Origin of the sequence: Haladaptatus cibarius D43 (assembly GCF_000710615.1) — an archaeon.
GTDB classification, from domain to species: Archaea; Halobacteriota; Halobacteria; order Halobacteriales; family Haladaptataceae; genus Haladaptatus; species Haladaptatus cibarius.
This window is the reverse complement of sequence record NZ_JDTH01000006.1, coordinates 273,576-295,939: the sequence shown is the minus strand read 5'-3', so window position 1 is coordinate 295,939 and position 22,364 is coordinate 273,576. Positions and strand designations below refer to the sequence as shown.

27 protein-coding genes are annotated in these 22,364 nt (G+C 56.9%); 16 read left to right on the top strand and 11 right to left on the bottom strand.

All coding sequences use genetic code 11. The annotated features are described in order from the left end of the window. The first annotated feature begins 181 nt into the window (after positions 1-181). Both HL45_RS17260 and HL45_RS17255 read left to right on the top strand, forming a co-directional pair. Positions 182-1,462 carry an NRAMP family divalent metal transporter gene (locus tag HL45_RS17260; RefSeq protein ID WP_049972434.1) on the top strand — a complete coding sequence of 427 codons (1,281 nt, stop codon included), beginning with the start codon at positions 182-184 and terminating at the stop codon, positions 1,460-1,462. Between the two features lie 13 nt (positions 1,463-1,475). Next, positions 1,476-2,249: a sulfite exporter TauE/SafE family protein gene (locus tag HL45_RS17255; RefSeq protein ID WP_049972433.1), complete on the top strand. Its 774-nt coding sequence runs from the start codon at positions 1,476-1,478 to the stop codon at positions 2,247-2,249. A gap of 12 nt (positions 2,250-2,261) precedes the next feature. Here the strand turns inward: HL45_RS17255 and HL45_RS20935 are convergent, their stop codons facing one another. The 3 genes from HL45_RS20935 to HL45_RS20930 all read right to left on the bottom strand — a co-directional run bounded on the left by HL45_RS20935 (position 2,262) and on the right by HL45_RS20930 (position 3,692). Then, on the bottom strand, positions 2,262-2,429 hold the full coding sequence (locus HL45_RS20935) for a hypothetical protein (protein WP_158413716.1): 168 nt from the start codon (positions 2,427-2,429) through the stop codon (positions 2,262-2,264). A gap of 376 nt (positions 2,430-2,805) precedes the next feature. Beyond that, a complete protein-coding gene (locus HL45_RS17250; protein WP_049972432.1) occupies positions 2,806-3,462 on the bottom strand; it encodes an O-methyltransferase in 657 nt (218 codons plus the stop codon). Between the two features lie 71 nt (positions 3,463-3,533). Beyond that, positions 3,534-3,692 carry a hypothetical protein gene (locus HL45_RS20930; protein ID WP_158413715.1) on the bottom strand — a complete coding sequence of 53 codons (159 nt, stop codon included), beginning with the start codon at positions 3,690-3,692 and terminating at the stop codon, positions 3,534-3,536. Between the two features lie 281 nt (positions 3,693-3,973). Between HL45_RS20930 and HL45_RS21840 the strand changes: the two genes are divergently transcribed. Both HL45_RS21840 and HL45_RS17245 read left to right on the top strand, forming a co-directional pair. Continuing rightward, positions 3,974-4,096, top strand: a complete 123-nt coding sequence (locus HL45_RS21840) for a hypothetical protein (RefSeq protein WP_267879602.1) — start codon at positions 3,974-3,976, stop codon at positions 4,094-4,096. Positions 4,097-4,242: 146 nt separating this feature from the next. Then, entirely contained in the window at positions 4,243-4,533 is a 291-nt protein-coding gene (locus tag HL45_RS17245) for a hypothetical protein (protein WP_049972431.1), read from the top strand. A 42-nt stretch (positions 4,534-4,575) separates the two neighbouring features. Here HL45_RS17245 and HL45_RS17240 read toward each other — a convergent pair whose 3' ends face one another. Further along, on the bottom strand, positions 4,576-4,950 hold the full coding sequence (locus HL45_RS17240; protein ID WP_144240116.1) for a hypothetical protein: 375 nt from the start codon (positions 4,948-4,950) through the stop codon (positions 4,576-4,578). 262 nt (positions 4,951-5,212) lie between these two features. Between HL45_RS17240 and HL45_RS17235 the strand changes: the two genes are divergently transcribed. Continuing rightward, positions 5,213-5,587, top strand: a complete 375-nt coding sequence (locus HL45_RS17235; RefSeq protein WP_049972429.1) for a winged helix-turn-helix transcriptional regulator — start codon at positions 5,213-5,215, stop codon at positions 5,585-5,587. Positions 5,588-5,648: 61 nt separating this feature from the next. Further along, a complete protein-coding gene (locus tag HL45_RS17230; RefSeq protein WP_084157072.1) occupies positions 5,649-6,884 on the top strand; it encodes an AI-2E family transporter in 1,236 nt (411 codons plus the stop codon). 16 nt (positions 6,885-6,900) lie between these two features. Here HL45_RS17230 and HL45_RS17225 read toward each other — a convergent pair whose 3' ends face one another. Next, positions 6,901-7,569 carry a helix-turn-helix domain-containing protein gene (locus tag HL45_RS17225; protein ID WP_049972428.1) on the bottom strand — a complete coding sequence of 223 codons (669 nt, stop codon included), beginning with the start codon at positions 7,567-7,569 and terminating at the stop codon, positions 6,901-6,903. A gap of 128 nt (positions 7,570-7,697) precedes the next feature. Here HL45_RS17225 and HL45_RS17220 point away from each other — a divergent pair, with 128 nt between their 5' ends. Next, entirely contained in the window at positions 7,698-8,399 is a 702-nt protein-coding gene (locus tag HL45_RS17220; RefSeq protein ID WP_049972427.1) for a DUF502 domain-containing protein, read from the top strand. Between the two features lie 21 nt (positions 8,400-8,420). Here the strand turns inward: HL45_RS17220 and HL45_RS17215 are convergent, their stop codons facing one another. Then, positions 8,421-9,650, bottom strand: coding sequence for a M20 family metallo-hydrolase (locus tag HL45_RS17215; RefSeq protein ID WP_049972425.1), 1,230 nt, complete (start codon positions 9,648-9,650; stop codon positions 8,421-8,423). 155 nt (positions 9,651-9,805) lie between these two features. Here HL45_RS17215 and HL45_RS17210 point away from each other — a divergent pair, with 155 nt between their 5' ends. After that, positions 9,806-10,555 carry an ABC transporter ATP-binding protein gene (locus HL45_RS17210; RefSeq protein ID WP_049972423.1) on the top strand — a complete coding sequence of 250 codons (750 nt, stop codon included), beginning with the start codon at positions 9,806-9,808 and terminating at the stop codon, positions 10,553-10,555. Between the two features lie 412 nt (positions 10,556-10,967). Further along, complete coding sequence (locus tag HL45_RS20535) at positions 10,968-11,783, top strand: hypothetical protein (protein WP_144240115.1); 816 nt, start codon at positions 10,968-10,970, stop codon at positions 11,781-11,783. A 24-nt stretch (positions 11,784-11,807) separates the two neighbouring features. Here HL45_RS20535 and HL45_RS17200 read toward each other — a convergent pair whose 3' ends face one another. After that, entirely contained in the window at positions 11,808-12,617 is an 810-nt protein-coding gene (locus tag HL45_RS17200; RefSeq protein WP_049972421.1) for a DUF7537 family lipoprotein, read from the bottom strand. Between the two features lie 99 nt (positions 12,618-12,716). Between HL45_RS17200 and HL45_RS17195 the strand changes: the two genes are divergently transcribed. The 5 genes from HL45_RS17195 (at position 12,717) to hemG (ending at position 17,412) form a co-directional block, all read left to right on the top strand. Further along, complete coding sequence (locus tag HL45_RS17195; RefSeq protein WP_049972420.1) at positions 12,717-13,274, top strand: DJ-1/PfpI family protein; 558 nt, start codon at positions 12,717-12,719, stop codon at positions 13,272-13,274. Between the two features lie 128 nt (positions 13,275-13,402). Further along, entirely contained in the window at positions 13,403-14,740 is a 1,338-nt protein-coding gene (locus HL45_RS17190) for a tryptophanase (protein WP_049972419.1), read from the top strand. 224 nt (positions 14,741-14,964) lie between these two features. Next, a complete protein-coding gene (locus HL45_RS20925) occupies positions 14,965-15,132 on the top strand; it encodes a hypothetical protein (RefSeq protein WP_158413714.1) in 168 nt (55 codons plus the stop codon). Positions 15,133-15,264: 132 nt separating this feature from the next. Next, positions 15,265-16,683 carry a sulfatase-like hydrolase/transferase gene (locus HL45_RS17185; protein ID WP_049972418.1) on the top strand — a complete coding sequence of 473 codons (1,419 nt, stop codon included), beginning with the start codon at positions 15,265-15,267 and terminating at the stop codon, positions 16,681-16,683. 174 nt (positions 16,684-16,857) lie between these two features. Then, the gene (hemG, locus tag HL45_RS17180) at positions 16,858-17,412 is read left to right on the top strand and encodes a menaquinone-dependent protoporphyrinogen IX dehydrogenase (protein WP_049972416.1); all 555 of its coding nucleotides are present in this window, start codon (positions 16,858-16,860) and stop codon (positions 17,410-17,412) included. A 105-nt stretch (positions 17,413-17,517) separates the two neighbouring features. On the opposite strand, the gene HL45_RS17175 is transcribed toward hemG, so the two are convergent. Together HL45_RS17175 and HL45_RS17170 are read right to left on the bottom strand one after the other, a co-directional pair. Next, the gene (locus HL45_RS17175; RefSeq protein WP_233274832.1) at positions 17,518-17,997 is read right to left on the bottom strand and encodes a twin-arginine translocation signal domain-containing protein; all 480 of its coding nucleotides are present in this window, start codon (positions 17,995-17,997) and stop codon (positions 17,518-17,520) included. A 124-nt stretch (positions 17,998-18,121) separates the two neighbouring features. Continuing rightward, positions 18,122-18,517, bottom strand: a complete 396-nt coding sequence (locus tag HL45_RS17170; protein ID WP_049972415.1) for a DUF302 domain-containing protein — start codon at positions 18,515-18,517, stop codon at positions 18,122-18,124. Between the two features lie 247 nt (positions 18,518-18,764). Here HL45_RS17170 and HL45_RS17165 point away from each other — a divergent pair, with 247 nt between their 5' ends. Next, the gene (locus tag HL45_RS17165; RefSeq protein ID WP_049972414.1) at positions 18,765-20,552 is read left to right on the top strand and encodes a S9 family peptidase; all 1,788 of its coding nucleotides are present in this window, start codon (positions 18,765-18,767) and stop codon (positions 20,550-20,552) included. Here the strand turns inward: HL45_RS17165 and HL45_RS17160 are convergent. Then, positions 20,549-21,232, bottom strand: a complete 684-nt coding sequence (locus HL45_RS17160) for a haloacid dehalogenase type II (RefSeq protein ID WP_049972413.1) — start codon at positions 21,230-21,232, stop codon at positions 20,549-20,551. The two genes, HL45_RS17165 and HL45_RS17160, sit on opposite strands and share 4 nt — an antisense overlap. Positions 21,233-21,335: 103 nt before the next feature. Between HL45_RS17160 and HL45_RS17155 the strand changes: the two genes are divergently transcribed. Then, positions 21,336-21,668, top strand: coding sequence for an SHOCT domain-containing protein (locus HL45_RS17155; RefSeq protein ID WP_049972412.1), 333 nt, complete (start codon positions 21,336-21,338; stop codon positions 21,666-21,668). A gap of 8 nt (positions 21,669-21,676) precedes the next feature. Here the strand turns inward: HL45_RS17155 and HL45_RS17150 are convergent, their stop codons facing one another. Then, complete coding sequence (locus tag HL45_RS17150; RefSeq protein WP_049972411.1) at positions 21,677-22,303, bottom strand: hypothetical protein; 627 nt, start codon at positions 22,301-22,303, stop codon at positions 21,677-21,679. Positions 22,304-22,364 lie beyond the last annotated feature (61 nt).

Here is a 22,364-nt window from a genome sequence, read left to right as displayed (position 1 = left end):
TTTCACTAGTTGCTATTTCCTCAAACTCAGTGTAATGTTACCCATCCTCGAACTTTTTGCTATCAATTCATTCACCAACCGGAACAGCCACAACAGTTTTAAAATTACTGTCGGTCATAAAAACGGCTTGCGTAGACAGCCATGCCGCAATAACCTATAACGCTCCATGCAACAAACAGTAATGGAAACAAAATCGGCGCACAGTTCCTACGGAAGTCGCCTCCGCGATACTGCGAGCGGCTTCTTCCAGAAGTACGGGCTGGGATTCGTGATGGTTGCGAGTTACTTCGGTTCGGGGTCGGTGTTCATCGCTAGTTCTGCCGGGGTTCGGTACGGCTACGGTCTGCTCTGGGCCGTCGTCGGCGCGGTGTTGTTCGGCTTCATGGCGCAGGATATGAGCGCCCGACTCGGAATTTTCGGTGAACCTCTGATGACGTTCGCCCGCCGAAAAATCGGAGGAACTGGCGCGACAGCACTGGCCGCACTTCTCTCTATCGGCTGTGTCGCGTGGACACTCGAACTCACCGCCGCGGTCGGGAAGGGCATCTCGATTCTCCTGAACGGAGCTATCGGCTGGCAACCCCTCGCGCTGGTTACCGGCCTCCTCGCCATCCTCATCGGCGTGCTGAACTACGACGGCGTCGAGCGAATCATGACCGCCATGATGCTCATCCTGCTCGTCATCTACATGAGCGTGGCTGGCGTGAGCAGTCCGTCGATGGCCGACGTTGCTGGCGGGTTCGTTCCCTCGGTTCCCGCTGGCGGCGCGCTGACGCTCGCCGCCGCCATCATCGGGACGACTGCGCTCTGGCCGAACTTCTTCCTCGAATCCAATCTCGTGAAACAGAAGGGATGGGTCGATGAAGAGGGCGTCTCGGAGATGCGGCGCGACCTCGGCATCGGTTACCTCGTCGGCGGCCTGACGACCGTTGCAATCGTCGTCGTCGCGGCGGCGGTGCTGCGCCCTGCTGGATACACCGAACTGGAGACGTTCATCACGCCGGGCCGCGCGCTCGCCGACGTGTTCGGCGAGTGGGCGATGGTCGTCTTCCTCCTCGGAACCCTCGCGGCCGCGTTCAACAGCATCGTCCCGATAATGTGGACGCCTGCCTATCTGTTCCAGAACGCACGCGGCCGGGTCGCCGACAGCGCGAGCAGAGAGTTCAAAATCATCTACGCGGTCGGCGTCGGTATCGGAAGCCTGTCACCGCTCGTTCACGAGTTCTTGGGGTTAAGCGTCATCGACATGATTCTCCTGTTCCCGGCGTACAACGCGATTGTGGGACTGCCGATTACCGCACTCTTGCTGTTCTGGGCGGTCAACGACCGGGAGACGATGGGCGACCATCGAAACGGAATCGCGCTCATGTCGCTCAACTTCCTGCTCGTCGCTCTTTCGGCGTATCTCGCCGTAACTTCGCTCCCCGGATTCATCGACGCACTGACATCGGGCGGACTCTAAAAAACCGAGACGAATGCTCCCTGAACCGACGATGCTGGCGGTTTTGGTCGTCATCGCCTTCCTCTCCGGTATCGGAATCACCGCCGTTGGGCCTGGCGGCATCTTCATTACCGTCGCCCTGTTCGCGCTCACCGATGTTTCGTCCTCGGTCGTCGCCGGAACAGCAATGACGACTTTCGTCTTTACCGGTATCCTCGGAAGCCTCACCTACCTCCGGTCGGGTGAACTACGCACCCAATCGGGCCAACGACTCGCCGCCCTCGTGACGATTCCGAGCGTCGTCGGTGCCGTCGTCGGCGCGCTCGTCAACACGATTCTCTCCGACGCCCTGTTCGGATTCATGCTGACCGGATTCACGATGCTCGTCGGCGCGAGCATCGTCTATCGGGAGCAACAGGGCCTCGGTTCGAAATGGTCGTTCCGAATTGACTCGACGGTCGGCGTGGTCGTTTTCGGCTCACTCGGCTTCGCTATCGGCGTTTTGGGCGGCCTGCTTGGCGTCGGCGGGCCGGTTATCGCCGTCCCCCTCCTCGTCGTGGTGGGCGTCTCGATGCTCGACGCGTTGGCCGCCGCGCAGGTGCAATCGGTGTTTCTCTCCGCGTTTGCGGCCTCGACGTATTTGATGCAGGGTGCGGTGTCGATTCCGCTCGCTGTCGCTATCGGGATTCCCGAACTCCTCGGCGTCGTCGTCGGTTGGCGGGTTGCCCACCACATCGAACCAGCACGGCTAAAACTCGCACTTGGCGGGGTGCTCGTCGCGGCCGGATTCGCCCTCCTGTTTCCGTAACTCGGGAGGAGTTCATCCCATCGTGCAGTCGAAAAATCGCTCCGTCAGCGCCTCGGCGAGCAAAGAGACGAGTTCGTCGTCGTTGCCCAACTCCCCGAAAACGCCTAATGGAACGACGCCGCCCGCCATATCGCGGTGGCCGCCAGCGCTTCCGAATCCGTCGAACGCCGTGGTCAGCACGTCGCCGATGTGAATCCGCGATGGCCGAGAGCGCGAGCGCGCTACTGATGCTGTCTGGGTCGGGGTTGTCGTGACAGACGATAGCGAGCGAGTCGGTGCCGTCCAAAAGCTGAAGCAGGGTATCGAGATGGCTCTCGGTCTGTCCTACTCCTGAATCGGGCGTGACCTCCGTTCCACTGTTCATAGCTTCTCTCTCGACGGTACTGATGTGAGTAATACATTCCTCACCGAAAAACAGTTTCGTCCACTCCGCTAATTTTACAGAAAAAATATTATAATATATAGAATTAGGATAAAAATAGTTGGTCAACTACGTTAGGAATTCCATCGAAATGAGCACCGAATTTCACGAAATTCCTCCCCCACCGGACTCCCGTTATCGACGGTAGCTTACCGCGATGCCCTCGCCGAGTGGCACGATCGACGTTTCGAACGCCTCGTCTTCGCGCATCGCCAGCAGGTACTCCGCGATGCCGCGACTGTCCTCGTCCAGTTCGGGGTCGTCTCCCTCCAGTGCGGCGAGAATCGCGTCGAAATCCTGTATCCCGCTGACCATCGCGTTGTCGGCGACGACGACGCCGCCGGGGGCGATTTTGTCGCGGACCGCTTCCAGCGCCTCGGGATAGCCGTCCTTGTTGTGGTCGATGAGGACGACATCGAACGGCCCGTCGTGATGCTCGATTGCGTCCATCGCGTCACCGTTTTCGAAGACCGCGCGGTCTGCGAACCCCGCCGATTCGAGGAACTCGCGGGCCTCGCGCAGTTCGTCTGCGTCGTATTCGGTGAGGACGATTTCGCCGTCCTCGGGGAGCGCATCGGCGAACCAGTACGCCGAGTAGCCGAATCCTGACCCGAATTCGAAAATTCGCTCCGCATCCACGGCGTGCGCGAGCAGGCGAAGGAACTGTCCGACTTCGCGCCCGACGGTTGGAAATCCCTCTCCGCGGTCTTCCATCGCTTTCAACGTCTCGTCCGCTTCGGGGAGTGCGGCGCGCACGAACCGTTTCGTTTCTTCCGGTAGAATGTCCGTCATACACCACGAAACGATGGCGGTGCGGTTAACGTTCGGTGTGTTGTTTGTGACCGTTCCTCATTGACTTTCGTCTACTCTCTTCGTCCTCGTGTCCACCTTCCGAAGACGAACAGCGCAATCGTGAGCAGTATCCAGAGGGCGACCATTCGGATGCCTGCTTCCGTCGTTTCGGTCGCTCGTTCGGTTTCAGGTTCGCCCGCCTCCCGCATCTTTGATTTCCCCGTTCGCATAGACCTCCGAAACGGGCAGAACGAGAATAAAGATGGTGGGCGAGTTCGTCGGCGACGTGCGACACTACCAACTTCCGAAATCCCAAATTCAGGCCATACATTTCAAAATTTCCACGAACATTAGCGGGTAGGTACCGACTACTCGACAACAGGCTGGTCATACCAAAGTGGATTTCGAGCGTTCACTTCCCCGAAGAAATCCTCATGCTCGCTTCGAACCACACACAACACGGAGCCAAGAACCGTCTTACGACCGTCTGTGACCACTGCGAGGCTGTCCGATGACGCAAGAGCCGACCTGTGAGATGGTCGTCTCCGAAACCGGGTGGATAGAGATTCGAAACCCGGACGAAACCGACGACGAGTGGTTAATGTCGGATACGGCGGTCGAAGTTCGCCAGTAGAAGTATGTCCGGAAAACCCGCTCCGTCAGACACACGCCTGACTGACTTTCTTGTAGGTGGCTGTCGTCGGGTCGTGATATGGTACTCGTAACTGTCGCACCCAGCAGAACCGACACAGCGGATGCGACAGTCGCCGGTGAGCCTGTATGACCGAACGAAGCGTTCAAATCGAGGTGCTAATCGCGGACTCGCCGGAAGACGCTCCGGCCGTCGAAACCGACTCCCGAGTTGATGTTTCGGTAAACGGGCAGATGTATCCGACCGCGAAACTCGTCGACGGTCGATACGTGGCGTGGTGGTTCGGGCCAACGGCACCCGCCCCCGATTCCAGCGTGACGTCCGAGTGGGTCGCCGCACCGACGCGCTATTTGGCCGCCGCGACGCTGGGCGAACTCTGGGAGAACCCGGCGTCGTTCGATACGCTCACCGAGGCGTAACCGTCGAAAGGGTTGCGGAACCGTGATTTTTCGGTACAGTTGCTACAGCCGGTCGATTCCCGTCCCGGAACTGCGTGACTGTCGTTTTCGGGTGTCCGTCCGCAGTGGCCGTGTCCATCCGTACCGTGGCCGCTGTTGACGGCGGTCTTTGGGATGTATTTTCACGCTCGAAAGGAGCAGTCGCCCGACGAACGCCGTCAGGCAGAGGTTGAACAGCACCACGAGAGCGATATGTGTCGTTACGAACGCGACGAACAGTCCCGTCAGTATCGCTCGAATGGCCAATCCCACCGCGCTGACCGAGCAAACGGCGCGAAGGAGGGCTCCCGTCCAGCCGTAATCGTGCCGCATATCGCCTTCTTGGTAATGAATTGGAGACTGTGAGACGACCCACGCGAGCAGTTGCCCGACACTCACGTCGGGTCGTCCGGTGGCTCGAAACGGTACAGAACCCGACCCGTAGCAGTGTGCTAATGACTCCCGATTTCGCCGCCTCCGCGTCATCGTCGGTTACTGACGTTTGCATCCCTCTTCAAACCGCGTCAGACGATAGACTGACGCAGTTTTCTCCGGCGCCGTCCGCGTTCAGCTCGCTTGATACGAACATATCCGATTACTATTCAAAACTGAGTTACCTAAGGTACTGCTATACTCGCTGGACGACTATAGACTGAGTAGGATGACAGAGACGCTCAATCAACTCCACGTGTGGTGTCTGGGTGAGGAATGGTGTCCGATTACCTCCACGACGACACTCATCGGGAAGAAGTGGCACCCGGTAATCATTCACCGTCTGCTCGAATACGGCCCAAGCGGGTTCAACGAGTTGAAACGGGCCGTCGATGGCATTTCGAGTAAAGTTCTTTCCGATAGTCTCGAAGACCTCGAATCGAAACAGCTCGTGTCCCGTGAAATAGTCAACGAAAAACCGGTTCGCGTCGAATACTCGCTCACGAAGCACGGCGAATCGCTCCGTCCGGTCATCGTCTCCATGCGCGACTGGGGGACGGAGTATCTCGCTCCCGCAGAAACCCCGGAATCGTCCGTCGTGTGACACACATTCTTCTCCGAATACATTATCTTCGTTCCACCCGTCTTCTCTGAGGGGGAGTGCGGTGAATATCTGGAACGAACGGGGGTCAGACGGTGTGGGAATCGGTTGGTGGCTATTCGGAATCGCGCTGGCTATCGTTCTCGTCGTCTCGCTCGATACGTATCTCGGCTGGATAGTGTTCGGGCTGTTTCTGTACTACGTCGCTCGGCCAATAGCCAGACGGCTGCGGAATCGAGGACTGTCGCCCGGGCTTGCGTCACTGCTCACGCTTGCGCTCATCATTCTCCCGTTCATCGGGCTACTGGGTGCCATCGTCGCCATCACGTTCGGACAACTGTCTGCAATCCGACCTGCCGACATTGAGCAACTCGCACGAACCCTGTTTCCCGGATTCGACACGAGTACCATACCGACCGATCCGACGCAGTTGTACGATGCCGGCACGCAGTTGCTCCGCGAACCGTCCATCAGAAACGTGCTCGGTCAGTTCGGGGGTTTCGTCGGGACGTTTGCTACACAGTCGTACAATCTGTTTCTCGCGCTCGTTTTCGTCTTCTTTCTGGTGCGCGACGAAGACCGGATTTCGGGATGGTTCGAAACGACCGTGGCCGGAAGCGGAACGACGACGCACGACTATCTGGACGCCATCGACCGCGGCCTGAACTCGGTCTTTTTCGGCTACACACTGACCATCCTCGTCATCATCATCACGTCCGCACTGATTTACAACGGCTTGAATCTCATCGCACCGCCCGGAATGGCAATCCCGCAGACGATGCTCGTCGCGGTTGCGACCGGACTCGCAACCTTGATTCCGCTGGTCGGACGTTCCATCGTCTACCTCGTCGTCGTCCTCTATCTTGCGATTATTGCGGTCGGAACCGACCCAACACGGCTCTGGTTTCCTATCTTCTTTTATCTCTTCATGGCGCTCGTCTTCGACAACGTCATCAGAACCTACGTCCGCCCGTATCTTTCAGGACGCATGTTCCACACCGGACTCATCATGTTCGCCTACCTCCTCGGCCCGCCGATTTTCGGCTGGTACGGCATCTTTCTCGGCCCGCTTATCATGGTCATCGCCGTCCAGTTCCTTTGGGTAGTGTTTCCGGATATGCTCCCCGACGCGTCAACCGAAACGGGGGATGCGGTGGAAGTGAGTGGTACGGAAAAGAGCAATACGGGGGAAGGGGGCGATTCGCCCGATACAACCGACGTTTCCGACGATTCGAAATCAAAATTTGAGGAACGCGACCGTGGTGAGTTCGGCCCCGACGACTCTTCGCCTCGGTCATAACAAATAGTACTGCAACTTACCGAAGTTCGTTTTCACCGACGACGAGCGCGTTCGAAATGAGGTTTTTGTAGGCTCGTCGTAGGCGTTCCGAGAGCGCCTGATGGGAGATGCCGAGGTCGCTCGACAGTTCTTCGCCGGAGATTTCACGGGGAATGTCGTAGTAGCCCGATTCGAGCGCGGCTACGAGCGTTTCGTACTGTTCTTCGGTGAGTCCGTACTGACCACGCCGTGGGGATTCGTCCAACTGGTATATCTGCTCGATTTCGATGGGGATGTCGTTCGTTTCGCAGAACTCGTAGGTTGCGGAGAGAGCGTCCCGGTTGGGAAACAGGATTCTGAGCTGCCACTCTTCTCCCTTTCCGTTCGCATCGATGACGGTGCCATTTTCTTCGACGAGGAGGTGGATGGCGAACGTGGTTTGGTTGACCCACGACATTCGGTACAGCCACTCGTCGTCCAAATCGACGAGCAGTTCCACGTCCTCGGTCGTCGGGTCGTCTTCGAGCGCATTTCGGAGGGACTCGAACTGCTCGGATTCCGCCGTCGCCCAGATGTACGGCATCACTCGCCCGACTTCCGAGGCGACGACGCGTTCGACTTCGAATGAGACGCCGGGAACTCGTTCGAGCGTCGCCTGCAGTGCGAATCCATCGGCAGGGAGTCGCACGATGGCGATTGTACTCATACCCCGTCTTAGGGCCTTCTCACGGATGACTCTACTGGCAAATGAAATTGACATTTCGAATAGCCTGCATCTTCTGCTGGCACACGCAGGCGGTACGCTCTTTATGAAGCGTCCGAGTTCCCTGAACGATGGACGACTCCGAGAGTCTCTCTCCACTCGGCATGCTTCGGGAGGCGGCGCTGACTGGTGTCACCGTCGTCGTCCCACTGCTCATTACGGTGTACGTGCTCGTCGTGTTGCTCGATTTCGTGGCCAAAGTGTTGCGCCCGCTCCTCAAATTCGTCTCTATCGACTCGATATACGTCTTGGGCGGCGTCACCATGGCGACGGTTTCCGCGCTGATTCTCGTCATCGGATTCATGGCTCACTCGCCGATGGGTGAGCGAGCAATCGACAACTTCGACCAAGCTATCAGCCAAGTTCCCGGATTCGGCACGATTTACCGCAGCTTTCGGCGGATGGGCGACGCCATGGTCGAGAGCGACGCCGACCATTTCCGCGACGTGAAACTGCTCGAATTTCCGACCGACGGCACCTACACCTTCGCGTTCGTGACTGCGGACACGCCGGACGGCATCGAAAGCGCGCTCGGTGAAGGCCCGATGACGACCGTTTTCCTTCCGATGGCTCCGAACCCCGTCATGGGCGGCTTCGTCGTCAACGTCCCCGAGGACGACCTCGTGGACGTTGACCTCTCGCTGGAAGAGGCGTTCCGCGGCATCGTGACGAGCGGCGTCGGATTAGACGAGATGAACGCCAGTACAAATGGGTTGACCGAAGAAGAACTTCGGCAGTTGACGGGCTACGACGCAGTCAAACGAAAGAGCTGAAATCGAGTTGAAAACCAAAATTCACCGCGCCAACGACGCGAGTGCGCCAGCGAGTACTCGCGTCGCGGCGGCACAATCTCCCCACTCCGTCCATTCTGCCGGATTGTGTGAAATACCGTCCCGCGACCGCGCGAACAGCATCGCTGCGTCGGTCACGTCCGCGACGTGCATCGTGTCGTGGGCCGCTCCGGAGTGCATATCGAGGAGTTCGATATTCGCCTCGTCTCCGGCGTCGTGGAGCGCTCGCCGACAGCGGGCGCTCATTTCGATCGGTTCGAGGTCGAACTCGCGGGAAAAGCTCGTTTCTACGCCGCGCTCCGATTCGAGGCGGGAAAGCGAGTCTCGCGCCAGCGAGACGAGTTCGTTCATCGCGTCATAACTCACGTCTCGAATATCGACGCCCATCTCGACCGCGCCCGGAACGACGTTCGTCGCGTTGGGACGAACGTCGAGTTTGCCAACGGTGCCGACCGTGGTTTCGCCGACTTCGTTCGCTCCATCCTCGACATCCTGCACAAATTCGCTCGCGGCGACCAGTGCGTCCGTTCGTTCCGGCATCGGGGTCGCTCCAGCGTGGTTCGCTTCACCCAGCACTTCCACGGCACAGTGCGTGATTCCCGTAATCGTCGTCACGACGCCGACCGGGCAGTCAGCGCGTTCGAGTCTCCTGCTCTGTTCGACGTGGAGTTCGAGCCACGAATCCCATTCGCTCGCGTCGATTTTTCCGTCGCCGTCGAAACCCATCGTGTCGAGTGCGTCCGCAAGCGTTGTTCGCCCGTCTCGCAGTTCGAGTGCCTCCTCCACCGACCGCTCTCCGACCGCGACGGACGACCCGAGAAGTCCGTCGGAGAACCGCTGGCCTTCCTCCTCCGTGAACGAGACGACTTCTATCGGACGACTCGGTTCGACACCAGCGTCCTGCATCGCCCGAACCGCCTCAAGTGCGGCGTAGACGCCGAGCGGCCCGTCGAAGATTCCACCCTCCGGAACCGAATCGAGGTGGCTCCCGGCCGCGACTGGTTTCGATTCCGGGTCTGCGCTCTCGGGCGTCCAGCGCCCCGCGATGTTGCCGACCGAATCCACGCGAACGTCGAGCCCGACATCTTCCAGTCGTTCCACGAAATATTCGCGCGCCTTTCGATTCGCTTCGGTTCCGGTAAGAACGGTTCGTCCGTGGCCTTCCACGTCGAGCGTGCCGAACTCGGCGTTCGCTTCGATGTCCTTCCGTAGTCGGTCGCCGTCGATTTTCATGCATTGATGGTCGTGAGGTGTGGGCAAGAAGTTCCGGGTGCTGGTTCCGGATTGCCGATTGCCGCGAGGTGTCGCTCTCTGCTTCGCTTATTTTCCGTCACCCGACATTCGTGCTATGGGGCAGGGTTTAGACAGTCGAAGTGGTAACAGTGGGTATGGCCGCCAGCCACTCGGTGACGGAGTCCGACGAGGGGCCGAGGGACGCCGTGACACTGACCGACGTTCGAAAGACGTACCATCTCGGAGAACCGGTACATGCGCTGGATGGCGTGACACTGTCGATTCCGCGAGGGTCGTACACCGCAGTCATGGGGCCGAGTGGGTCGGGAAAAAGCACCCTGCTCAATCTCATCGGCTGTCTCGACACGCCCACCGAGGGGACTGTCCACGTCAACGAGCGGAAGGTGACGGGACTCTCCGACAGCGAACGAACCGACGTTCGTGGCGAGGAAATCGGATTCGTCTTTCAGACGTTCAATCTCATGCCGCGCCTGACCGCCCGGGAGAACATCGCACTCCCGCTCATTTTTCGGGGTGTTTCGCGCTCCGAGCGAACGGAACGGGCGGACGACCTCCTTTATAAAGTGGGACTTCGAGGCCGGGGCGACCATCGCCCCAACGAACTGTCGGGTGGCCAGCGCCAGCGCGTCGCAATCGCGCGCGCGTTGGCGAACGACCCTGCCATCCTTCTGGCGGACGAACCCACTGGCAACCTCGACAGCGAAACGGGCCAACAGATTATGGGTCTGTTCGAGGAACTCAACGACGACGGCCACACCGTGCTGATGGTGACCCACGAGCGCGACATCGCGGAACACGCCGAGCGAATCGTGCATATTTTGGATGGCACCGTCGAGCGCGTGGAGGAAATCGAGGCTCCGCGGCGGGTCGAAGAGGCACGATGATTTTATGAATTAATCCTCTGGACTCAATACATTTCTTCCTGTCATAGTATTAACGACTTTCTCTATGATAAGACCCACGAATACTATTAATGTAGACGCAGATACATATAGTGCAAATATCGTAGATGGCTCTGAAATGCTATTTGTGACAATAAATGTGAGTAATAGCAGTATTAACCCCATAAAAAGTATTGGTACTATAAATCACTTGATTATCCAATGGTTATCTAAAAATTTTGATATTTTTCTTGACGATTTTCTCATCTTATCAAACCTATGTAGACAGAGTACATAAGGATTTTCACCTTCTTAAATTGGTTAGAGTAGAAGTATTTACATGATGGCTGAATGAATCCATATTTGTAGAAATGGCAAAAGTAATCCTAACCAGAAAATTGATCGAAGAAAGTTCATGCAGGCCGTTGGTGCATCAACTACTACAGGTGCTTTCGTTGGTTCTGCCTCTGCCAGTCAGAATACCAAGCAAATCTTCGCCAGGGTGCGCAAACCCTACGCACCTAAGGATGCACTTCAACAGATCGTTGATGACCGAACAGACTTTTTGAACGTCTTGTCACAGGATGGCCTTCTTGACAAACCGGAATTAAAAATTGAAAAATCTCAGTCCTCATGTGATTATCTTGAGAGTGAAAACGGAGCAAGAGTGTGGGGTCTTAGTTATCCTGGGGAGGGCCCAACTGCTCACATCACGATTCGACGGAAAGTGTTCGGTGGTCGTCTAGTGATTTCGATTAATCCTGATTTGGATATTGGCCCTCGCGCGCTCTATAAGCCAGATGGGGTCAAAGCGGAATCACTGGCTGATGGCAAGAAAGCTGTCCGATATCTTGCTCGTACCAAAGGATCAAAACCAACCAAAACTGAAAAAACAATCACCACTCAGAGTTTAAACACTCTCAAACAAGAACACGACACTCAGGGGGTTTCCTCGCTCACTCAAATGGATGGTGTTTCTCCAAATGGTATGATAATTGGACTTTGCCGAAATAAAGGTGAGATTGAAAATTGTGGCTCATATAGTTGTTACGCTTGGGAAGGTGAGTGTCTTGGTGATTCGTGTACTCTCCACGATTGTTCAGGTAACCTTTGCTATGACGGATGCTGCACCTGTGAGGAGGAAGACTGGTGCTGTGAGCTTTGTGGAGACTACTCTTGTGCAGATGACGGTGGTACTCCCTGTGATTCTGGATATACTACCCCTTGCTGACTTAACAAAATATATAGTATTCCACTAAATTGTTTTATTTTTGAACCAATTTGGTGCGCTCACAGTTGTCTTATCGATATTTTTGTATTCTTTTTCTACTTTTGTATATATTGTCTTACCATCTAGAGAACTTTCGAATTCAATACTGTATCTCTGTACCATCCCCCACTTATCAACTATAATCTCCGATTTCATACTATTAATGTTGGTATGCTCCTCGTTATATATATTTGGGGTTTCTACGAATTCTATTATTGATATTTTATATCTTTTTTCTTCTCCACTATGTGATATTTCCCTGACTGTCTCATTTTTGGCTAATGATAATATCATATATAATTGGTCGCTATTTGCAGGGTCTTGAGATAACCACTGCCTTGGTTTAATGGGCTCACCTCTTGCAGAAGTCGGTACATGATATCTAGTCTTATTGTTTTTATATAACTTTCCAATAACTTTTTCACCATCGGCGTAATATTCAACCCGATTAGAGCTAAAATACCGTAATTTATTATTTTCTCCCCTTGAACTTGCCTTTAAAAGAAAATTCGAGCTATTCTCCATTTTAATTGACTCGTCTTTCTGCTGCAGAAGTGTACCGTTCTGGAAATTCCTAACCGTAGTTGTATTATATATGAATGAACTCGATTTTATAATATCTTCGTGCCTTTGAATAAGTTTATTAGCGTCTGATATTTCATCTTCGGATAATCCCGTAGCTGTAATCTCTTCTTTTGAACTAGTATCTTTATTCGTGATATTTATGCCTAAAAATATGGAAAGCGATAGAGATACTACTAAAAAGATACTTAATACTTTATCTTTCTCAATCATATTTTAATCTATGATCTGAAATTTTATCTATCCTATGATCTCATCATTCTCTCAATATTTTTCATGGGGATTATATCATATGACCCTAAACCTTCCTCCATGCACATCGCGTTCGTTGCGTATGACGGCATGACCGCGCTGGATTTCGTCGGCATCTACGACCCGCTGACCAGACTCGATACGATGGGCTTCCGCGACGACGTTTCGTGGGAGGTCTGCGCCCGAACCGAACGCGTTACCGCGAACGCGGGATTAAAAATCGTTCCCGACGTGGTGGACGAACCGCTTTCTGGCTACGACATGCTGGTCGTTCCGGGCGGATTCGTCGCCCGTGAACTCGCTGAGGACGACGAGTTCACTTCGTGGCTGGCGACTGCGGATGCGGAGTGGATTACCTCGGTCTGTACCGGGTCGCTTCTACTCGGCGCGGCGGGATTGCTGGATGGCAAACAGGCCACCACGCACCCCGACGCCTACGAGCGATTGGCGGATTTTTGCGAAGTTGTCGAAGAGCGAATCGTCGTGGATGGAACGGTGGCGACGGCGGGCGGCGTCAGTTCAGGCATCGACCTCGGCCTGTGGCTCTGCGCCGAACTGGAAGACGAGGAAACCCGCGACGCTATCACAGTTCAGATGGACTATCCGTATTCGCATTGACCACGCACATTCGCAATGAACGTCCCCTACTAACGATGGTCAATTTCGCCCCTTGACGCCCGGAATCGCTCGTTTTCCCCCGACGTTATCTCAGCAAGGTTAAGAACGACGCTGTCGGGGTATCGAATATGCGAGCCTACCGGGCGAAAGTCGTCGAACCGATTCACCTCCCCGAGCGAGACGAACGTGAAGCCAACCTCGAATCCGCGGGCTACAACGTGTTCAACCTCGACGCGGAGGACGTTTTCATCGACCTGCTGACCGACAGCGGAACCGGAACCATGAGCGACGAACAGTGGGCCGCGATGATGCGCGGTGACGAGGCATATGCAGGTAGTGACAGTTTCAAACGGCTTCAGGAGAGCGTGAACGACGTGATGGGCTTCGAGAAAATCGTCCCGGCCCACCAAGGCAGAGGTGCCGAAAACGTCCTCTACGGCGTGCTCATCTCGGAGGGCGACTACGTCCCGAACAACACGCACTTCGACACGACGCGGGCACACATCGTGAACAACGGCGGGAAGCCCGTCGATTGCCCGATAGACGTCGATGCCGAGGACGAAGATTCGTTCAAAGGAAATCTCGACCCCGACAAAGTCCGCGAACTGGCTGACGAGGTGGGTGCCGAAAACATCCCCGCGCTCGTCGTCACCGTCACGAATAATTCGATGGCGGGCCAACCCGTGAGCGTCGAGAATATCCGCGAAGCGCGCGACGTGGCGGACGAAATCGACGCAACCTTCGTCATCGACGCCTGCCGATTCGCGGAAAACGCGTACTTCGTCCAACAGCGCGAGGACGAATTTTCGAACGCCAGTGTCGCGGACATCGCTCGCGAGGAACTCTCCTCCGCCGACGCAATTGTCATGAGCGGGAAGAAGGACGCACTGTCGAATATCGGCGGATTCGTCGGCGTGCGCGACGAATCCTTGTTCGAAGCCACGAAACAGCGCGGCATTCTCTACGAAGGATTCACGACCTACGGCGGACTCGCGGGGCGCGACTTGGAAGCGATGGCGGTTGGCCTCCGAGAAGCAGTCACCGAGAGCTACATCGAATCTCGCGTCGAACAGGTCGCGGAACTCGGCGAACTGCTTCAGGAAGCAGGCGTTCCGATTTTCGCCCCGACGGGAGGCCACGCGGTGTACGTGGACGCCGAGAAGTTCCTGCCCGAAATCCCGCGCGAGGAGTTCCCGGGACAGGTTTTGACCTGCGAACTCTACCGCGAAGGCGGCGTTCGCGGCGTCGAACTCGGCGAATTTGCGTTCCCGGGCGAAGATCGTCCGCAACTCGTTCGACTGTGTCTCCCCCGCCGGTCGTACTTCCGCGACCATCTCGTGCACATCGCGGAGTCGTTCGAGAAAGTCGCCGAGCGACGCGACGAACTCTCGGGGTTGGAAGTCGTCGCGGAACCCGAGATGGCGGAACTGCGTCACTTCAGCGCGGAACTCGAACCCGTGGAATAACAATCGAAAACGCACGGAAACGATTATATCGCCCGAACGTGTTTTGTTCACTGAATGATGGACGAGGTCGATACTCTGGAATTCGTTGCGATGAGCGTGCTGGCGGCGCTTAGCCTCACGGAACTCGTCAGTATGAAAATCGTCCTCGGACTGTTCGTGATTTTCGGCCTTGCTACTGGATTCGTTCGCTATCACCGGGGGAAAAATGGCTGGCGTTCGGATGGGTGCTGTTTTCCCTTTCGGTTTCCTCGCTTCCGTTTATCCGGAGCGGGCCGGTCGTCCTCGCCGTGTTCTTTGGCGGCGTGGTCGTTTCGATGGTGATACTCCTGTTCGGCCAGTTGGGCCTCATCGAACGATTTTCGCTCCCGCCGCTTCGCAGTAAAAGTAGCTGAGATGCACTATTTTGCACTCTCGTGGGATATTGAGCGCTATTGTCTCCTCCTCGGTCGCAGTGATTGTTTGCGCAAAAGGTATTTTACCTCCGTGACGAATTTTCGGGTAGCGGAGTCACCGTGCCCGACAGAATGAGCGCAAATGACACCCCCGTTACCGTGCTGTTCACCGTCGATTCGCTCCGAGCGGACGCTTTCACGTCCGACAGCGTCGTCGCCGCCCTCGGTGAACGTGGAACCGTCTTCGAAAACGCATTCGCGCACGGGAACTGGACGCCGTTCTCGTTCCCGTCGATTCTCGGCGCAAAACAGGTGTTCACCGATTCGCGGGGCATCGGCGTCGCCGATGCCCCGACGCTGGCCGAAACCCTCTCCGAAGCGGGAATTTCGACCGCGGGATTCAACGGCGCGAACGGATTTTTAACCGAACACTGGGGCTACGACCGTGGATTCGACGAGTTCGAGACGTTCACCTCCGGGACGGGCGACAGTCTCTACAGCAAATATCTCACGGCCCATCCGACCGTGCAGGCGTGGCTTCAAGTCATTTCGTCGCCGGTTCGGCGACTGCTCGGACAGAAAGGCGGCGCGAAAAACGTATCACGAATGCTCGACGTAGAACGCAGCGCTATCGACTTCGTGGAGCGGGCGGAACCGCCGTTTTTCCTCTGGGTTCACTACATGGACGTTCATACGCCCTACGTTCCCGCGCCGAAGTTCGTCCGCGACGAAACCGGCGCGAACGTCGGGTCGCTGAAGATGCTTCGCGCCCACCTCCGGGCCGGATTGGGGCGCGAAGTTGGTGACGACACGCTTTCCGACCTCAAATCGCTGTACCGGGCTACGGTTCGGCAGGTGGACGAAAGTGTCGGTCGAGTGCTGTCGGCACTCGACCGACGCGGCTTTCGTGACGACGCCTGCGTCGTTCTCGCGGGCGACCACGGCGAGGAGTTCATGGAACACGGCCATCTGGCGCATTATCCGAAACTGTACGAGGAACTGACCCACGTCCCGCTCCTTGTCCGGCAGGCGGACGACAAAAAAGAGAGCGTAGACACGAAATCGGTAGAGAAGGCGGTCGGTTTGGCGTCGATTCCGGCGACCATCTGTGACGCGATGGGCGTCGAACACGACTTTTCGGCCCCGAGTTTGCTGGACACCGCTGTCGAATCCGAAACTGATTCCGAAATCGGCCTCGATGCTCCATCTGCTACGACGCCGGTCACCTCAGTCGCTGTTCGCGGCGAACACGTTACTCGGCAACCGATTCCGCGCCATCTGGACGACGGCGAACTTCTCGTGAGCGCCCGAACCGCTGATTGGTCGTACATCTATCACACAGAATCCGAGAATCGGGAACTGTACGATAGACGCGGCGACCCAACTGAACAGGACAATCTGTGGGGCGAGTACGAGGGTTCCGAACTCGCAAGCCGCCTTCACGACGCGGTCGAGATGCGAATCGAGCGAATCGAAACCGACGGGGACAACGAATCGGGCGACGTTCCATCCGAGGTAACGAACCAGTTGAAGGCGCTCGGCTATCAGTGATTTTTCGGCTTCGAACCGTCTCACAGCCCACGACGGTTCGACCACCGGACGTTTTAGTCGATAGCTGTCGATGCTGATTTGCAGTGGTACGATGGTAGCACACGATTCCCGGTCACATCGAAATCAGTGGGTATGGCGCGGTTCCAATCACGGACTTTTCGGAGGTCACGGCTGATGGCGCGTGTGCTCGTCCTCTACGGTTCAACGGAGGGACAGACCGCGACAATCGCGGAGCGAATCGCCGAGGTGCTGGTCTCCGCGGGTCACGATTCGACGCTACTTCACGGTAATCGCGTTCCCGACAGATTTCGTCTTTCGGAGTACGACGCCGCCATCGTTGGCGCGTCGATTCATAGAGGAAAACATCAGAGATATATTACTGAATTCGTTCGAGAGCACGCAGATGAGTTGAACCGGTTGCCGTCGGCGTTCTTCTCGGTGAGTCTGACCGCCGCAGAAGATACCGACGAAGCACGGGCGACAGCCGAGAACTTAGTTACGAAGTTCCTCGCTGACACGGGATGGAACCCTGACCGAACGGCGGTCGTTGCCGGTGCGCTGAAATACAGCCGATACGGCCTGCTCACGCGACTGCTGATGAAGTACGTCGCAACGAAGGCGGGTGGCGGAACCGACACCTCGTGCGATTACGAGTACACCGATTGGGATGAGGTTGAGGTATTTGCGACCTCGTTCGCTCGCTCTCTCTCGACTCGTGATGACGGGTGAAGCGAATGACGGGTGAAGCGAATGACGGGTGAAGCGATTGACGGGTGAAGCGATGGCTGGTAAAATTGAACGTGGGCGAGGGAGCGCCCCCCCATTCCCACAGTTTTACTCTGGGTTCCGAACCGTGGTGCTCAGCAGGTTGAGTTGGCTACTGAACACGGTTGCATCCCCGGAGAACCGCCGTCGGTCACCCTGACTGAAGCTCGCGTCGCGCGAGAACATTATCGTCGTGATTGCGCCATTCCGGCCACCGAGGTCGTAGCGAATGACCCATCCGCTGTAGTCGTCCGGTTGGCTGATTTCGTCCACATCGCCCCCACCGGGACGCTCAAGCAGTCGCACCGTGGTTGACTGTTCGAGCGCATTCGTGACGCGGAACGGCACGTTCGGGTGGTAGGCATACGTGTACACGAGAACGCTATCGGTATCCTGCGCGACAGCAGTCCCAGCACTGCCCAGACCGAGTGCGAGCGCACCCGTCGCAAGCGCGCCCTTTTTCATGAACGTTCGGCGTGACTCGTTTGCAAAGACGCCCCCAGCGTCCTCTCCCGAGTCGTCTGTGTCTATTTTTTCACTCTCTGCCATATTCGACCGCAGTTCGGATATTGGTCATTCAAATATATAAGCACGTATTATTGTTATGTTTGTGGACAAATACCCTACTCCTCTTCCCTCGTGTCCTCTCCAGCGAACTGCGCCGAACGGATCGCTAGTTCGCAGAAAGCGTATCCAGAACGCGGTCGAAACGCGCCCGAACGTCCTCTGCGATGTCGTCCAACTCGGGATTGTCCACAACTGAGAGCATCGTTTCCGGGTCAACCATGCTGACGACGACGCCGTCGTCGGTTTCGTACACCACGACGTTGCAGGGCAGGAGCACGCCGAGGTCGGTTTCGGCATCCAATCCTTCCTTTGCCAGCGGCGGGTTACACGCGCCGAGAATCCGGTATTCGGGATACTCTTGGATGTCGAGTTTTTTCGCAAACGCGTCGCTCACGTCGATGTCGCTCAGGATGCCGAACCCCTCGTCGTTGAGGGCGTTCGTGGTTTCTTCGACGACTGCTTCGAACTCGCCACTGACGTGCTGCTTGTCGTAGTAGGTCATCGCCGTGAACTACAGCGTATGAGTAGTTAGTAGTTGAGGTCGTTTCGTGCAAACATCTACTGCAGTTCGGAGTTCGTCCCACATCCTCTGATGGTGTTCGTGTGAAGGTGCCGCATTCGTATTGCTCATCTCGTACAATACACTCTCGAAAACTCCTTCCTACTGCTAACCACTGCTCGTGACGGAGAACCGGGGAAACACGCACCCCAGCCGAATCCTTTTGCCGCCCCCGTTCTTCGACCACAGCATGTCCGAACCACGGTATTCAGTCGCACGGTATCTAAGCATCGACAGTACGGAATCGCCGACGATTTCGGTCGATGGCGACCTCGTCTTTTGCTCCGACACGACCGGCACGCCGCAAGTTTGGTCGCTCGACGCGCCGGACACCTACCCATCTCGCCGCACCGCACACGACGAACGGATTTCGTTCGTCTCGGCCTCGCCGACCCATCCGGAGGTCATTTTCGGCATGGACGAAGGGAGCAACGAACACGACCAGTTGTTCCGGTACGACCTGCGCGATGGTACCGAAATCCCGCTCACGGACAACCCGAGTTCGATACACCTCTGGGGCGACTGGAGTCCCGATGGCGACGAGTTTGCGTTCACCGCCAACCGCCGCCAACCGGACACCTTCGACGTGTACGTACAGGGCCGAGACGATTCGGAGGCGACGCTCGTCCACGAGGGCGAGGGCGGTTTCCTTTCCATCGAAACGTGGGGAGAACCCGGTATCGTCCTCTCGAAAGCGCACGCCAGTTTCGACTACGACCTGTTCCTGCTCGACCCGGAAACGGACGACCACCGTCGATTGAGCGACGACACCGAAACCCGCTACGGAAACGTCCGGTTCGGCCCCGAAGGCGAACTGTACTGCGTGACCAACTACGATTCGGACACGGCCGACATCGCCCGAATCGACCTCGGCGACGGAACGCACGAAACGATTCTGGCGGGCGGCGACTGGAACGTCGAAGGATTCGCGCTCCACGGCGAAACCGGGAACGTCGTGTGGAGTCGCAACGTCGATGGGTACTCCGAGATTCACACCGGACGCCTCGCGGACGGCGAAATCGAAGCACTTGCAGAGCCGAATCTTCCAGAAGGCGTCGCATACGACCTGACCTTCGGCCCGGATGGCGAACGGTGCGCGCTCTCGCTCAGCCGAAGCGACGACCCGAGAAGCGTCTTCGTGTTCGACCCCGAGACGGGCGAATCGGAGCGATGGACGAACCCCGGAACGCTCGGCATTCCCAAAGAGAGCCTTCTCGAACCGGAGACGATTCGATACGAGACGTTCGACGGGCGGGAGATTCCGGCCTACTGGACGCTTCCTGAAAACGCATCCCCCGGTGAAACGCCTGTAATTGTCGATATTCACGGCGGGCCGGAACACCAGCGAAAACCGTGGTTCTACCCGACGAAGCAGTATTTCCTCCAGCAGGGGTACGCGATTTTCGAACCCAACGTCCGCGGTTCGTCGGGCTACGGCACGGAATACACCCATCTGGACGACGTGGAAAAGCGAATGGATTCCGTCGGCGACATCGAATCCGCGGTCGAATGGCTTCATGACCACGAGGCGGTGGATTCCGACCGAATCGTCGCGTACGGTCGTTCGTATGGTGGGTTCATGGTGCTCGCCGCGATTACGGAGTATCCCGACCTGTGGGCCGCCGCGGTCGATTTCGTCGGTATCGCCGATTTCCAGACGTTCCTCGAAAACACGGGCGAGTGGCGGCGTTCGCATCGCGCACAGGAGTACGGGTCGTTAGACGACCCCGAACTACTCGAACGAATCAGCCCGATTCACAAAGCCGACCGGATTTCCTGCCCGCTGTTCATCCAACACGGTGCGAACGACCCCCGTGTTCCGGTCGGAGAAGCCGAACAGATTGCGGAGAAAGTTCGAGAACGCGGCGTTCCGGTCGAGACGTGTATCTTCGAGGACGAAGGCCACCACACGACTTCGCGGGAGAATCTAATCGAGGAGTTCGAGCGGATTTCGGACTTTTTGGATGAACACGTTTAGACCCCCAATTCGTCGGCCAAGTCGTCGAACGACTCGATAACTAAATCCGGTTCGTCGCCGAACGGTTCCCATGGCGTTCCCTTCCTATCCGCCCACACGCCCTGCATTCCGGCGTGTTTCGCGCCCTGCACGTCGAACCATCCGGCGGTGACGTGCGCGATTTCCTCGGTTGGGGTTCCGGTTCGCCCCGCGGCGTGGCGGTAGAGTTCGGCATCGGGTTTGAACGTCTCAATCTCGTCGGCGCTGATGGTGTCCGTGAGAAGGTCGCCGATGTCGGCGTGTTCGACCATCGAATCCAGCATTTCGGGATTGCCGTTCGAAACGACGTAGCAGTCGTAGCCGCCGTCGCGGAGGCGTTCGATGCCGTCGCGCACGTCGTCGAACACGTCGAGTTCGTGGTAGACGGCAAGAATTTCGTCGCGCTCGCTCTCCGAAATATCGGCGTCGTGGGCCGACAGTGCGTACTGAAGGGCATCCCGATTTATCTCGTAAAACGGCTGGTAGGAGTCGGTGTGATTGGCGACGAAGGTGTATTCGAGCGACCGGGCGCGCCAGAGTTTCGAAATCGGTTCCGGCGTTTCGACGCGCTCCGCGAGGGCGTTTTCGGCCGCGTCAACGTCAACCAGCGTGCTGTAGGAGTCGAACGTGAGGGTCGTCACCCGCTCGGAATCGAAAGTCATGATATGCCGAGTTGGTTCGGTACTGAGTTAGTCATGCGGGCAAACGCAAGGGTTTCCGGTTCGGGGCTGAACAACTTATTGAGATTCGAATCGTAGTTCGACTATGGCCACGACAGACCACAACGGCTCGCTGATACGATTCGTACTGGTTGCCCTCGTCGCTCTGTTGGTGTTTCCGATGCTGATGATGGCCTTCGCGTTCCCGATGCTGGGCGGATGGATGATGGGTGGATACGCTGAGGGAGTCCCAGTTTGGGGATGGGTTGTGCTGTTCGTTCCGTTCGGTTTCGTCGTCGCGCTCGGCTATCTCGCGTATCGGGCGTTCGCTGCTGACGAATTTGGTGGTGACCCGGCACTCGAAGAACTGCGGGTGGCATACGCTCGCGGCGACATTTCCGACGAGGAGTTCGAAATCCGGCGGGAGCGGTTACAGTAACGCCACACTCATCCCGAGGAGTTCTGTAACCGTATCGTATGCTGTTTCGCTCCCCTCGGTTCGTTCACGTCCGGGAGCGGACTGCCACAAGAACTCCGGGTTTCGGACGGCGTAAAGTACACCTCGAAGCGCGAATCGCATCCCATCGTTCCCCACGATTCGACGACGGTCGCTTCGTCCGCCGATTCCGGGTTTTCTCGTAGCGTGTAGAGCAGTTCGCCCTGTTCCGGCATCCCCTCCAACAGAAACGAGTGTGCGGAATCGGGTCGAATGTCGTACTCTCGGTCGAAAATAACGTTACTCGCCGGTTTGATTGCTCTCGCCTCGGCCTGCATGAAAACGGGGAACGGAAAGTCCTCGTCTCCGTCCTCGTTTCCGAGTTCTATCGTCTCCGTTTTTCCATCCCGACTCGTTATCCGATACGCCGAAATCGGCCGATTCGACACCGAAAGCGAGAACTGGTGTGACTGTTTCGTCGGATTTTCCACGAGCAGTCGGCTTCCGGTCGCGGACTGTGAACCGTCTCCGGAACTCGTTGTTCGCTGTGCAACCCCCGAAGCGATTGCTCCCGTGAGAAGAACTCCCCCTCCCGCGAGCAGTCGCCGTCGTGATAGATGATCTGTCGGGTGCCCCATGATACCCCACAGAACGCTGTCGCTCCTCAAGGGTTTCAAAGCTATGGCACAATTGAAATAG

Coding starts and splice junctions, on each gene's coding strand:
- HL45_RS17165 (WP_049972414.1), top strand. CDS start 18,765: ATGTCCGAACCACGGTATTCAGTCGCACGGTATCTAAGCATCGACAGT.
- HL45_RS17200 (WP_049972421.1), bottom strand. CDS start 12,617: ATGATTGAGAAAGATAAAGTATTAAGTATCTTTTTAGTAGTATCTCTA.
- HL45_RS17220 (WP_049972427.1), top strand. CDS start 7,698: ATGGACGACTCCGAGAGTCTCTCTCCACTCGGCATGCTTCGGGAGGCG.
- HL45_RS17260 (WP_049972434.1), top strand. CDS start 182: ATGGAAACAAAATCGGCGCACAGTTCCTACGGAAGTCGCCTCCGCGAT.
- hemG (WP_049972416.1), top strand. CDS start 16,858: ATGGCGCGTGTGCTCGTCCTCTACGGTTCAACGGAGGGACAGACCGCG.
- HL45_RS17175 (WP_233274832.1), bottom strand. CDS start 17,997: ATGGCAGAGAGTGAAAAAATAGACACAGACGACTCGGGAGAGGACGCT.
- HL45_RS17250 (WP_049972432.1), bottom strand. CDS start 3,462: ATGACGGACATTCTACCGGAAGAAACGAAACGGTTCGTGCGCGCCGCA.
- HL45_RS17255 (WP_049972433.1), top strand. CDS start 1,476: ATGCTCCCTGAACCGACGATGCTGGCGGTTTTGGTCGTCATCGCCTTC.
- HL45_RS17160 (WP_049972413.1), bottom strand. CDS start 21,232: ATGACTTTCGATTCCGAGCGGGTGACGACCCTCACGTTCGACTCCTAC.
- HL45_RS17150 (WP_049972411.1), bottom strand. CDS start 22,303: ATGGGGCACCCGACAGATCATCTATCACGACGGCGACTGCTCGCGGGA.
- HL45_RS17185 (WP_049972418.1), top strand. CDS start 15,265: ATGAGCGCAAATGACACCCCCGTTACCGTGCTGTTCACCGTCGATTCG.
- HL45_RS20535 (WP_144240115.1), top strand. CDS start 10,968: ATGCAGGCCGTTGGTGCATCAACTACTACAGGTGCTTTCGTTGGTTCT.
- HL45_RS17170 (WP_049972415.1), bottom strand. CDS start 18,517: ATGACCTACTACGACAAGCAGCACGTCAGTGGCGAGTTCGAAGCAGTC.
- HL45_RS17235 (WP_049972429.1), top strand. CDS start 5,213: ATGACAGAGACGCTCAATCAACTCCACGTGTGGTGTCTGGGTGAGGAA.
- HL45_RS17225 (WP_049972428.1), bottom strand. CDS start 7,569: ATGAGTACAATCGCCATCGTGCGACTCCCTGCCGATGGATTCGCACTG.
- HL45_RS17155 (WP_049972412.1), top strand. CDS start 21,336: ATGGCCACGACAGACCACAACGGCTCGCTGATACGATTCGTACTGGTT.
- HL45_RS17195 (WP_049972420.1), top strand. CDS start 12,717: ATGCACATCGCGTTCGTTGCGTATGACGGCATGACCGCGCTGGATTTC.
- HL45_RS17190 (WP_049972419.1), top strand. CDS start 13,403: ATGCGAGCCTACCGGGCGAAAGTCGTCGAACCGATTCACCTCCCCGAG.
- HL45_RS20930 (WP_158413715.1), bottom strand. CDS start 3,692: ATGCGAACGGGGAAATCAAAGATGCGGGAGGCGGGCGAACCTGAAACC.
- HL45_RS17215 (WP_049972425.1), bottom strand. CDS start 9,650: ATGAAAATCGACGGCGACCGACTACGGAAGGACATCGAAGCGAACGCC.
- HL45_RS21840 (WP_267879602.1), top strand. CDS start 3,974: ATGACGCAAGAGCCGACCTGTGAGATGGTCGTCTCCGAAACCGGGTGG.
- HL45_RS17210 (WP_049972423.1), top strand. CDS start 9,806: ATGGCCGCCAGCCACTCGGTGACGGAGTCCGACGAGGGGCCGAGGGAC.
- HL45_RS17245 (WP_049972431.1), top strand. CDS start 4,243: ATGACCGAACGAAGCGTTCAAATCGAGGTGCTAATCGCGGACTCGCCG.